Origin of the sequence: Mesorhizobium muleiense, assembly GCF_900099905.1 — a bacterium.
In the GTDB taxonomy this organism is placed as follows: Bacteria; Pseudomonadota; Alphaproteobacteria; order Rhizobiales; family Rhizobiaceae; genus Mesorhizobium; species Mesorhizobium muleiense.
This window is the reverse complement of sequence record NZ_FNEE01000016.1, coordinates 132,240-144,001: the sequence shown is the minus strand read 5'-3', so window position 1 is coordinate 144,001 and position 11,762 is coordinate 132,240. Positions and strand designations below refer to the sequence as shown.

The 11,762-nt window shown below is 64.4% G+C and carries 10 protein-coding genes; 7 read left to right on the top strand and 3 right to left on the bottom strand.

Going from position 1 to position 11,762, the window contains the following annotated elements:
• Positions 1-484 precede the first annotated feature (484 nt).
• From BLT09_RS23925 to glcF, 3 genes are all read left to right on the top strand, one after another.
• Positions 485-1,981 carry an FAD-linked oxidase C-terminal domain-containing protein gene (locus BLT09_RS23925; protein WP_091597500.1) on the top strand — a complete coding sequence of 499 codons (1,497 nt, stop codon included), beginning with the start codon at positions 485-487 and terminating at the stop codon, positions 1,979-1,981.
• A gap of 255 nt (positions 1,982-2,236) precedes the next feature.
• Positions 2,237-3,442, top strand: coding sequence for an FAD-binding protein (locus tag BLT09_RS23915; protein WP_091597498.1), 1,206 nt, complete (start codon positions 2,237-2,239; stop codon positions 3,440-3,442).
• A gap of 10 nt (positions 3,443-3,452) precedes the next feature.
• The gene (gene glcF / locus BLT09_RS23910; RefSeq protein ID WP_091597496.1) at positions 3,453-4,784 is read left to right on the top strand and encodes a glycolate oxidase subunit GlcF; all 1,332 of its coding nucleotides are present in this window, start codon (positions 3,453-3,455) and stop codon (positions 4,782-4,784) included.
• Positions 4,785-4,802: 18 nt separating this feature from the next.
• Here glcF and BLT09_RS23905 read toward each other — a convergent pair whose 3' ends face one another.
• Both BLT09_RS23905 and BLT09_RS23900 read right to left on the bottom strand, forming a co-directional pair.
• Entirely contained in the window at positions 4,803-5,723 is a 921-nt protein-coding gene (locus tag BLT09_RS23905) for a bifunctional 5,10-methylenetetrahydrofolate dehydrogenase/5,10-methenyltetrahydrofolate cyclohydrolase (RefSeq protein WP_091597493.1), read from the bottom strand.
• Between the two features lie 267 nt (positions 5,724-5,990).
• Positions 5,991-6,734 carry a L,D-transpeptidase gene (locus BLT09_RS23900; RefSeq protein ID WP_091597489.1) on the bottom strand — a complete coding sequence of 248 codons (744 nt, stop codon included), beginning with the start codon at positions 6,732-6,734 and terminating at the stop codon, positions 5,991-5,993.
• A gap of 214 nt (positions 6,735-6,948) precedes the next feature.
• Between BLT09_RS23900 and BLT09_RS23895 the strand changes: the two genes are divergently transcribed.
• Positions 6,949-7,584, top strand: coding sequence for a DNA-3-methyladenine glycosylase I (locus BLT09_RS23895; RefSeq protein WP_091597487.1), 636 nt, complete (start codon positions 6,949-6,951; stop codon positions 7,582-7,584).
• 52 nt (positions 7,585-7,636) lie between these two features.
• On the opposite strand, the gene BLT09_RS23890 is transcribed toward BLT09_RS23895, so the two are convergent.
• Positions 7,637-7,888: a hypothetical protein gene (locus tag BLT09_RS23890; RefSeq protein WP_091597484.1), complete on the bottom strand. Its 252-nt coding sequence runs from the start codon at positions 7,886-7,888 to the stop codon at positions 7,637-7,639.
• 204 nt (positions 7,889-8,092) lie between these two features.
• Here BLT09_RS23890 and hisS point away from each other — a divergent pair, with 204 nt between their 5' ends.
• The 3 genes from hisS (at position 8,093) to hisG (ending at position 11,613) form a co-directional block, all read left to right on the top strand.
• Positions 8,093-9,622 carry a histidine--tRNA ligase gene (gene hisS, locus BLT09_RS23885; protein WP_091597482.1) on the top strand — a complete coding sequence of 510 codons (1,530 nt, stop codon included), beginning with the start codon at positions 8,093-8,095 and terminating at the stop codon, positions 9,620-9,622.
• 171 nt (positions 9,623-9,793) lie between these two features.
• On the top strand, positions 9,794-10,915 hold the full coding sequence (locus tag BLT09_RS23880) for an ATP phosphoribosyltransferase regulatory subunit (protein ID WP_091597479.1): 1,122 nt from the start codon (positions 9,794-9,796) through the stop codon (positions 10,913-10,915).
• Positions 10,912-11,613, top strand: coding sequence for an ATP phosphoribosyltransferase (hisG, locus tag BLT09_RS23875; protein ID WP_091597477.1), 702 nt, complete (start codon positions 10,912-10,914; stop codon positions 11,611-11,613). Before BLT09_RS23880 ends, hisG begins: the two co-directional genes overlap by 4 nt.
• Positions 11,614-11,762 lie beyond the last annotated feature (149 nt).

The following is an 11,762-nucleotide window of genomic DNA, read 5'->3' as shown; positions in this document are numbered from 1 at the left end:
CTCGCCTTCAAACGTCTCAAGAGCCTGATCGGACTGCGCGCTCCCCCCGCCAAAGACCCAAGGATCGCAAAGCCTTGGATTCTTGCCCACTTCCTCATCGCGCTTGTGACCGAACCCCTCTCGCAGGAGTTTGGTGTCTCTCCCCCTTGAGCGACGGGCGCCCGCTCCTGTGGCGCGCCAGCCGCCAGATCGTCGCCTCCCTGATCGCGGCCATCTTTACTCAACCCCCCTTGGCAATCCTGCGCCAAAACCTCCGTGCCTTGCGACATCGATGGCGTGAGCCACCACGAAAGCGCAAATTTCAGGCCATGCCAAAGCTATCTTAGCGCATATGCCCTCGAGGGGGGAGAAAGTCAGCGCTTCCCTCTCGCCGACCCGCGCAAGATCGTCCCGGTATCGGCTTCCGATTTCGGCCAAAGCAGGATTTGCAACAAGCGCCTGCCGCTGGTAAAAGATTTTTACCAGTCGATCAAAGGAACTGTCGATGTCCGGCCTGCTGATGCCGAAGCCAGACGACGCCACGATGCGCCGGCGCGACGAGATCGTCGCCGATATGCGCATCATCGTGCCCGGCGAGGGCGTCGTCGACGCGGCCAATTCGATGCGCGCCTTCGAGAGCGACGGCCTCACCGCCTATCGGCAGTTGCCGCTGGTCGTGGTGCTGCCAGAAACGGTGGCGCAGGTCTCGCGCGTGCTGAAATATTGCAACGACCGCAACATCCGCGTCGTGCCGCGCGGTTCCGGCACCTCGCTGTCCGGCGGCGCGCTGCCGCTGGAAGACGCCGTGCTGTTGGTGATGAGCAGGTTCAACCGCATTCTCGAGATCGATTTTCCCAACCGCATCGTCGTCGCCCAGCCGGGCGTCACCAATCTCGGCATCACCACCGCCGTCGAGCAGGAGGGCTTTTATTACGCCCCCGATCCATCCTCCCAGATCGCCTGCTCGATTGGCGGCAATGTCGCGGAGAATTCCGGCGGCGTGCATTGCCTCAAATACGGCCTCACCGCCAACAATGTGCTCGGGATCGAGATGGTGCTGATGAACGGCGAGGTGGTGCGGCTCGGTGGCAAGCATCTCGACGCGGAAGGCTACGACCTGCTCGGGGTGATGACCGGTTCCGAAGGGCTGCTCGGCGTCGTCACCGAGGTCACCGTGCGCATCCTGAAGAAGCCGGAGACGGCGCGCGCGCTGCTGATCGGCTTCCCGACCAGCGAGCAGGGCGGCCAATGCGTCGCCGACATCATCGGCGCCGGCATCATCCCGGGCGGCATGGAGATGATGGACCGCCCGGCGATCCATGCTGCCGAGGATTTCGTCCATGCCGGCTATCCCCTGGATGTCGAGGCGCTGCTGATCGTCGAACTCGACGGGCCGGGCGTCGAGGTCGATCATCTGATCGGCCTGGTTGAGGCAATCGCCTATAGGAACGGCTCGACCACATGCCGCATCTCGCAATCGGAGCAGGAGCGGCTGAGTTTCTGGGCCGGCCGCAAGGCGGCCTTTCCGGCGGTCGGCCGCATCTCGCCGGACTATTACTGCATGGACGGCACCATCCCGCGCAAGGAACTGCCGCGCGTCCTGCACGGCATGCGGGAACTCTCCGAAAAATACGGGCTCGGCGTCGCCAATGTATTCCATGCCGGCGACGGCAATCTGCATCCGCTGATCCTCTATGACGCCAACGTGCCGGGCGAACTCGACAAGGCGGAAAGTTTCGGCGCCGACATCCTGCGGCTTTGCGTCAAGGTCGGCGGCGTGCTGACCGGCGAGCACGGCGTCGGCGTCGAGAAGCGCGACCTGATGCCGGAAATGTTCAACCAGATCGACCTCGACCAGCAGATGCGGGTCAAATGCGCATTCGACCCCAACCATCTGCTCAACCCGGGCAAGGTGTTTCCGCAGCTTCGCCGCTGCGCCGAGCTCGGACGCATGCACGTGCATCGCGGCCAGACGGCGTTTCCGGATATTCCGAGGTTTTGAAGTGATGGGGGCTTGCCTCACTAACGCCGCGATCCTTCGCGCCCCCCTCTGTCCTGCCGGACATCTCCCCCACAAGGGGGGAGATTGGCCGTCATTTTCGGTTTCGCCAATCGCCAACGTTGCAGGAAGAGTGCCGTCCGCGAAGCTGCCAATCTCCCCCCTTGTGGGGGAGATGCCAAGTTTTGGCAAAGAGGGCAGGACAGAGGGGGGCGCGACAGAACTCGACCTATCTTCCTTCGAGGTGGTTCTGCAGCGATGACCACCTTCACCGCCGCCACCACCGCCGAAACTCTCGCCACCGTCGCCTGGGCGGCGGCGGAAGAAACGCCGCTCGAAATCCTCGGCCATGGCTCCAAGCGTGGCATCGGCCGTCCGCTGCAGACCGAGCACACGCTCGACCTGTCGAAACTGTCAGGCGTGACGCTCTACGAGCCGGCCGAACTGGTGCTGTCGGCGAAATCAGGCACGCCGCTCGCCGAGATCGAAACACTGCTCGCCGAAAACGGCCAGCAGCTCGCCTTCGAGCCATTGGACTATGGCCCGCTGCTCGGCGACGAAAAGGGAAAAGGCACGATCGGCGGCGTGCTGGCCGCGAACCTTTGCGGTCCGCGCCGGCTGAAGGCGGGGGCGGCGCGCGACCATATTCTTGGCATTGCAGCGGTTTCCGGGCGTGGCGAGGCGTTCAAATCGGGCGGCCGCGTGGTCAAGAACGTCACCGGCTATGACCTGTCCAAGCTCATGGCCAACAGCTGGGGCACGCTTGCCGTTCTTACCGACGTCACCTTCAAGGTGCTGCCCGCTGCCGAGACCGAAGTCACGCTGGCTGTGCGCGGCCTGCTCGACGATCATGCCGTTGCCGCGATGGCGCTGGCGCTCGGCTCCAGCGCCGAAGTGTCGAGTGCTGCCCATCTTCCCGAACGCGTTGCCGCACGGGTCGCCGGCGGCAGTCTCGGCAGCACCGCCGCTACATTGCTGCGCGTCGAGGGGTTTGGGCCGTCGGTCGCCTACCGCATTGCTGCGCTGAAAGACCTGCTCGGAAATGCCGGGCCGCTCGAGGAAATTTCGGGCGAGATCTCGCATTCCCTCTGGCGCGATATCCGCGATTGCGCGCCGTTTGCCGACGGCCTGGAAAAGCCAGTGTGGCGCGTGTCGATGGCGCCGGCGCAAGGCCACCAGATGGTGCTGGCGCTGCGCATGCAGGCGGCGGTCGATGCCTTTTATGACTGGCAGGGCGGACTGATCTGGCTGCGCATGGAGCATGGCGATCCCGAAGCCGATCTTCTGCGCGGACTGGTGAGACAGTATGGCGGCGGCCATGCGACGCTGGTGCGCGCCGCCCCTTCGCATCGCGCCGCTGTGCCGGTATTCGAGCCACAGGCGCCGCACCTGGCAGCATTGTCGGCGCGGCTCAAAGCCGAATTCGATCCGAAGGCGATCCTCAACCCCGGCCGCATGGCTTAGGAGGTACGAGATGCAGACCAATTTCTCAGCTGCCCAGCTTGCCGATCCGCATGTCGCGGAATCGGAAAAGATCCTGCGCAAATGCGTGCATTGCGGCTTCTGCACGGCCACCTGCCCGACCTATGTGACGCTTGGCAACGAACTGGATTCGCCGCGCGGGCGGATCTACCTGATCAAAGACATGCTGGAGAACGGCCGACCGGCCGACAAGCAGATCGTCACCCATATCGACCGTTGCCTGTCCTGCCTCGCCTGCATGACAACCTGCCCGTCGGGCGTCAACTACATGCATCTGGTCGACCACGCCCGCGTCCATATCGAGGAAACCTACAAGCGGCCGCTGCCCGATCGGCTGACGCGCGCCATGCTGGCCTTGGTGCTGCCTTATCCCTCGCGGTTTCGCGCTGCGCTCAAGCTGGCAAAGCTCGGCCAGCCATTCGCCGGACTGCTGGAAAAGCTCCCGGCGCTGAAGCCGCTGGGTGCGATGCTCAAGCTCGCCCCGGCGTCGGTTCCTGCGGCCTCGCCAATGGCTTCGCCGGGCATTCATGCCGGGCAGGGCACGAGCAAAAATGGCCGCGTCGCCATCCTTACCGGCTGCGCGCAATCCGTGCTCGATCCCGCCATCAACGACACGACGATCGCGCTGCTGACGCGGCTCGGCGTCGAGGTCGTGGTTCCCGAGGGCGAGGGCTGCTGCGGCGCGCTGGTGCATCACATGGGCCGCGAGGCGGCAGCCCTTGCCTCGGCCAGGCGCAATGTCGACGCCTGGACGCGCGCCATCGAGCAAGGCGGGCTGGATGCCATCGTCATCACTGCGTCGGGCTGCGGCACCACCATCAAGGATTATGGTTTCATGCTGCGCCTCGATCCCGCCTATGCCGACAAGGCGGCGCGGGTGTCGGCGCTGGCCAGGGACATCACCGAATATTTGGCAAGCATCGATCTGCCCGAGCCGGTGCGCAAGCCCGGCACCATCGTCGCCTATCACTCCGCCTGCTCGATGCAGCACGGCCAGAAAATAACCCGCCAGCCGAAGGAGCTTCTGGCCAAAGCCGGCTTCGTCGTGCGCGAGCCGCGCGAGGGGCATCTGTGCTGCGGCTCGGCCGGCACCTACAACATTTTGCAATCCGAAATTTCGGCTCAACTGCGTGACCGCAAGGTCAGGAATATCGAGGCGACCGGTGCTGAAATCGTCGCCACCGGCAACATCGGCTGCATCACCCAGATTGCGTCTGCCGCGAAGCTGCCGGTGGTGCATACGATAAAGCTGCTCGACTGGGCTTATGGCGGGCCGCAGCCGGAGGGCGTTCCGGACGGCAGGGCAGTTGTGGCAGCGGAGTGACCCATCGGCGCTGCCGGCTTATTCCGCCGCGAGCTTGTCCACCACGCCATAGGTCGCCTGGTAGCGCGCCCGCTGGCGGCTGAGCGCCACCATCGTGTTGCGCAAAAGAATCGCCACGGTGATCGGGCCGACGCCGCCCGGCACCGGCGTGATCCAGGACGCCACATGCTTGACGCTCTCGGCGTCGACGTCGCCGACGATGCGGCTCTCCCCGTCCGGTCCGATCTCGGCATTGATGCCGATGTCGATGACGGCCGCACCGGGCTTGACCATGTCGGCCTTGATCAGCCGCGGCTTGCCGACGGCGACGAACAGCGCATCGGCACGCCGCGCATGCGCGGCCACCGAGCGCGTCATGTGGTGGCACACCGTCACCGTCGCGCCCTCGCTCATCAGCAGGAAGGCGATCGGCTTGCCGACGATCTCGGAGTGACCGACGATGACGACCTCGAGCCCCTTGAGATCGAGACCGGTTTCCCTGAGCAATTCGACCGAAGCGGCGGCCGTGCAGGGTGCGAGGTCGAGCTGGTTGTAGACGATGTTGCCGATCGAGGCCGGATGCATGCCCTCGACATCCTTGAGCGGATGCACCGCCGCTTGCAGCGTCTTGATCGGGATATGCACCGGCACCGGCCGCTGGATGATGATGCCGGTGACGCGCGGATCGGCGTTCAGGCCGTGGATCGCTGCTTCGAGTTCGCCGGCGGTGATGTCGGCGGGAAATCGTCTTTCCTCGAAGCCGATACCGGCCAGTGCCGCCTTGGCGCGCTGGTTGCGCACATAGACATCGACTGCAGCCGTGTCGCCGACGGTGATCGATATCAGTTTGGCCGGAAAGCCTTCGGCGGTGGCGATCGCTGCATCCTCGCGCACCGAGGCGATGATGCGTTGGGCGACCGGACCGCCCCGGAGATAACGGCTGTCGTCGGACAGGGACATTGAGCTTAAGCCTTTGTCTGGAAGCGTTGCAGCCGACATAGCAAAATACCGAGGAGAATGGCAGCGAGAATGCGAACCGCCATGCCGCGGGCGCGACGTACCACCCGATCCTGCCAAACTATCCTATGGCGTCCCGCAAACAGAAAGGGCAGCGCGGTTTGCCGCGCTGCCCTTTCGTGACTGACCGTATCCCCACACGGCCCGTCCCCCGTATTCCGATGGATCCCGAGACTTCTGGACAGAGTCGGCAACAAAATCAACCGCAGATTACATCACCACAACCGTCGTGCCAACATCGACCCGCTCATAGAGGTCGACGACGTCCTCGTTGCGCATGCGAATGCAGCCCGACGATACGGCGCCGCCGATTGTCCAGGGCTGGTTGGTGCCATGGATGCGGTAGAGCGTCGAGCCGAGATAGAGCGCGCGCGCGCCGAGCGGGTTCTCGACGCCGCCGGCGACATAGGTCGGCAGATAACGGCCTTTGGCGGCCTCACGCGAAATCATCACCGCCGGCGGCCGCCATTCGGGCCAGACCTTCTTCTGCGAGATCTTGTGCTTGCCGGCCCATTCGAAGCCCGGCTTGCCGGTGCCGACGCCATAGCGCCGCGCCTTACCGTTGTTCTCGACCAGATAGAGGAAATTCTCCCGCGTATCGATGACGATCGTGCCCGGCTTCTCCGGGCCGTCATAGGCGACTTCCTGCGGCAGGTAGATCGGGTTGATCTGCGGGCGCGCGATAATGCGCTTCTTGGACGGCGCCTGCATCGCCGCCGTGTGCAGCTGAGCCGGTTGCGCCTGCCGTTGAGAACGGCGCTGCGGCTTTTGCATCTCTTGCCGGTTCTGGCGCACGATGCCCGGCGCGCGCCCAAGCTGCAGCACCCAGGGCGCGGAAAGGTCGGGGCTCACCATCACCGGCGGCCTGTCGGCATAGCGGTCATTGGCGCTGGAGGGCGTAGCGGCGGCCAGTACGGCAGCGGCGCCGAGCAGCGGGAACAAAAATATCTTCATCGGAACGCACCCTGATCGTCGAACACGCCGGGGCGAGAAAAGCGTCCCCGATGTCGCGAACATTGGGCGCGGAGCAGCAACCGAAACGTGAATCGAAATCCGTAAAATGCTGCATTGTCAGTAAAGTTTTTGGTGTGGTTACCGGCCGGTTCAGGAATCTGGTAAAGCCGCGGTAAAGGCAGCGCTGAGGCGCATTAACCAATGGAATTCCGCCATGGATGAGAAGACAGGCCTGCTCGCTGGACCCGATGGTATCGCGCGCTGCTTCTGGCACGGCAATCTGCCGGACTATTTGCACTACCACGATCACGAATGGGGCCGGCCGGTCGACGACGACCGCAGGCTGTTCGAAAAGATCTGCCTCGAAGGCTTTCAGTCGGGCCTGTCCTGGCTGACCATATTGCGCAAGCGCGAGAATTTTCGCGAGGCGTTCGCCGGCTTCGATATCGACGGGATCGCCGCCTTCACCGAACAGGATGTCGAGCGCCTGCTCGGCAATGCCGGCATCATTCGCCACCGCGGCAAGATCGTCTCGACCATCAACAACGCCAGGCGCGCGCGTGAATTGGCCGACGAGGCCGGCTCGCTGGCGGCCTGGTTCTGGAAGTTCGAACCCGCCCCGGACGAACGGCCCGAAATCGTCGATCTCGCCCATCTGCGCGCCAATCCGACCACGGCAGTCTCGGTGCGGATTTCGAAGGAGCTGAAGAAACGCGGCTGGAGCTTTGTCGGCCCGACCACCGTCTACGCCTTCATGCAGGCCATGGGGCTGGTCAACGACCACCTCGAGGGCTGCGTCTGCCGCGAGCAGGTCGAGGCGGAGCGCAAGGCGTTCAAAAGGCCGAAGTAGCGTCGTTCTTGCCTTCTCCCACAAGGGGAGAAGGCAAGGGGCGCTCAACAACTCAAGCGCCGGCGCCCGCCAGAAAGAGCCCGGCAACGATAGCCGCTATCGTGGCAAACGCCGGATAGATCACCAGCAGGCTGGTCAGCAGCGCATCGCGCATGGTCGGCCCCGTACGCTTGTCTGCGGCAATCTCGAACGGTCCCGCCATTTGGGCTGCAGGTCCCGGTGCATGATGATCGGCCGGCCTCAGCTGGGCGGGCAGCTCGCGGGTGCGGCTGTTGATGATGTCGAATTTCCGCGCCAAGGTCATGGCCCGAACCCCTTGTTTCGGCGCGCTTTATCGGCTGCGATTGTGTCGGCACGATGCCGCGCTTATGGCGGAATTGTTTCAGCTTCCTGCCTTCTCCCGCACGGGGAGAAGGCAGGGAGCAAACCCTTGCCGCGCCAAGTCCCATCGGCTAGGACACGCCCACTCGAAACAAGTCAGCTTTTACCTAGCAAAAAGACCCATGCCATGGCCGACAAATCGGAAAAAATGAAAGCGCGGCTGCCGCGCGGGCTTGTCGACCGCGGCGCCGAGGATATCCGTGCCGTCGAGAAGATGATGGCGACGATCCGCTCGGTCTATGAGCTGTACGGCTTCGAGCCGGTCGACCAGCCGCTGATCGAATACACCGATGCGCTGGGCAAGTTCCTGCCCGACCAGGACCGGCCGAACGAAGGCGTGTTCTCCTTCCAGGACGATGACGACCAGTGGCTGTCGCTGCGCTACGACCTGACCGCACCCATGGCGCGTTTTGTCGCTGAAAACTTTGAGCGCCTGCCAAAACCCTATCGCAGCTACCGCTCCGGCTGGGTGTTCCGCAACGAAAAGCCCGGCCCTGGCCGCTTCCGCCAGTTCATGCAGTTCGACGCCGACACGGTCGGCACGCCAGGTGTCGCGGCCGACGCCGAAATGGCGATGATGATGGCCGACGTGATGGAAGCGCTCGGCATCAAGCGCGGCGACTACATCATTAGGGTCAACAATCGCAAGGTGCTCGACGGCGTGCTGGAGGCGATCGGCCTTGGCGGCGACGAGAATGCTGGGCGCCGGTTGCAGGTGCTGCGCGCGATCGACAAGCTGGACAAGTTTGGACCGGAAGGCGTCAAGCTTTTGCTGGGCAAAGGTCGCTGGGACGGCGGTAAAGAGGGCGAGGGGGATTTTACAAAGGGGGCTGGGCTAGACGAAGTTCAAGCAGCGTTCATTGTCGCCGTCGTTCTTCACAACCAACACGTCGAGGCTGGGCTTAAAAACGATGTAGGAAAATGGAACAGGGTACTTGAGGCCAACCCCACCGCCGAAGCGGGATTTGCTGAACTCAAAGAGATTGAAGCGCTTGTCCTGGCTGCCGGCTATGGTCCGGACCGCATTCGCATAGACCCCTCCGTCGTCCGCGGCCTCGAATATTACACCGGCCCGGTCTACGAAGCCGAATTGCTGGCCGAAATTCCCAACGAAGAGGGAAAAATCGTCCGCTTCGGCTCGGTCGGCGGTGGCGGGCGCTATGATGGCCTCGTCTCGCGCTTTCGCGGCGAGCCGGTGCCGGCTACCGGCTTTTCCATCGGCGTCTCCAGGCTGATGACGGCGCTGAAGAACCTCGGCAAGCTCGATACATCGGACGTGATCGCGCCGGTCGTCGTGCTCACCATGGACAAGGACACGGACAGTCTCGGCCGCTACCAGAAACTGGTGGCCGAGCTGCGCGCCGCCGGCATCCGCTCGGAAATGTATCTCGGCGGCGCCGGCATGAAGGCGCAGCTCAAATATGCCGACCGCCGCGGCAGCCCGGTCGCCATCATCCAGGGCGGCGACGAGCGGGCGAAAGGCGAGGTGCAGATCAAGGATTTGATCGAGGGCGCCCGGATGTCGGCGGAGATTGTGGACAACGCTGAATGGCGCGCGGCGCGGCCAGCTCAGGTGACCGTGGCGGAAAGCGATCTGGTTGGCGAGGTGAAGAAGATCTTGGCGGCGCAGGCGGAGGAGCGGGCGCGTGGCAAGTAGAGCGCCGCTCCCTTCTCCCCTTGTGGGAGAAGGTGGCCGAGCGAAGCTCGGTCGGATGAGGGGTGTTCCAGGGAGCGCCGTCGCCTCATTTCTTCCAGCACCCCTCATCCGTCTTGGCGCTGCGCGCCAATCCACCTTCTCCCACAAGGGGAGAAGGCAAGGTGGTGCTGCATGACCTCCCGCTACCCCGCCATCGCGTCAGACATCACAAAACTCTTCGCCGCGCGCAACACGCATGCGGTGGAAGTCGCGGTGCTGCAGCCGGCCGACCCGTTCCTCGACATGGCCGGCGAGGATTTGCGCCGGCGTATTTTCCTCACCGAAAGCGAGACCGGACAGACGCTTTGCCTGCGGCCGGAGTTCACCATCCCGGTCTGCCTCGACCACATTGCCAGTCAAGCCGGCACGCCGCGCCGCTATTCCTATCTCGGCGAGGTGTTTCGCCAGCGCCGCGAGGGCGGAAACGAGTTTTTCCAGGCCGGCATCGAGGATCTCGGCGACGTCGACATCGCACAGGCCGATGCCCGATCGCTGGCCGATGCGCATGCGCTGCTTTCGCTGGTGCTGCCGGGCCAGGAACTGACGATCACGCTCGGCGACCAGACTGTTTTCGAGGCGGTGCTCGCCGCACTCGGCCTGCCGCGCGGCTGGCGCATGCGGCTGGCCCGCGCCTTCGGTTCGGCGGCGATGCTGGAGGCAGCGCTTGCCGACCTCGCCAACCCGCCGCGCAACGGCCAGCTCGCCGGCGCGGTCGCAGCCCTTGTCCTCGATGGCAATCTGGAAGCGCTTTCCTCGCACATCGCCGGCGGCATGGAGCAGGCGGGTCTGTCGGCGTCGGCCGGACGGTCGCCGACCGAGATTGCGCGGCGCTTGATCGAAAAAGCCGAGCTGCGCAGCGTCAGGCTGTCGAACGAGGCATTTTCGGCGCTTAAGGATTTTCTGGCAGTCGATGTGGCGCTCGACGGCGCGGCAAAAGCGCTCGAAACCTTTGCGACCGGGGCCGGCGTTTCGCTGGGCGCGGCACTGGAAGATTTTTCAGCTCGCGCCAAGGCGATCGAAGCGCTTGGCCTGTCCACGGCAAAAATCCGCTACGACGCCGCCTTTGGCCGTCCGCTCGATTACTACACGGGCCTGGTCTTCGAGATCGCGGCGGAAAACGGTGACCGGCCGCTGGCCGGTGGCGGCCGCTATGACCGGCTGCTAACGTTGCTCGGCGCGAAAACGCCGATCCCCGGCGTCGGCTTTTCCGTCTGGCTCGACCGCATCGAAGCGTTGCGGGAGAAGGCGCAATGATCACCCTGGCGATTCCATCGAAGGGCCGGCTCAAGCAGCAGGCGCTGGAGGTGCTGGCCAAGGCCGGGCTTGCCGTCAGCCTGCCCGGCGACGAGCGCAAATACCGCGCCCGCATCGAAGGCGTGGAAGCGGTCGAGGTGGCGTTCCTGTCGGCGTCAGAAATCGCAGGCGAAATCGGCCAGGGCTCGGTCGACCTCGGCATCACAGGCGAGGATCTGTTGCGCGAAAGCCTCGCCGGCTGGGAGGCACGCGCGGAGATCGTCGCCCGCCTCGGTTTCGGCAATGCCGATGTCGTGGTGGCGGTGCCCGAGATCTGGCTCGACGTCGATACGATGGCCGACCTCGACGATGTCGCCGCCGATTTCCGCCAACGCCACGGCCGGCGGCTCAGGATCGCCACAAAATATTGGCGGCTGACGCAGCAGTTCTTTTCGCAAAAGCACGGCATCCAAGTCTATCGCATCGTCGAGAGCCTCGGCGCCACCGAAGGCGCGCCAGCGGCGGGATTGGCCGATGTTGTCGTCGACATCACCACGTCAGGCTCGACGCTGCGCGCCAATCACCTGAAGGTTTTGGCGGACGGCGTCATCCTGCGCTCGCAGGCCTGCCTGGTTGCATCGCGGAAGCCGCGCGCGACGGCCGACGAGGTTGTTCTGCGCGACATCGCGGCGAAGATGGGTGCCTTCCCTCCCCCTTGAGGGGAGGGTGGACAGCCGCCGAAGGCGGATGGACGGGTGGGGTCGTTGCGGCAGTGCTCGACGCGAGACGACCCGCCTCGCTTCGCGAGGCACCCTGCCTCAAGGGGGAGGGGATTGCGCTCCAAAACCATCAACGGGATTTCCACCAC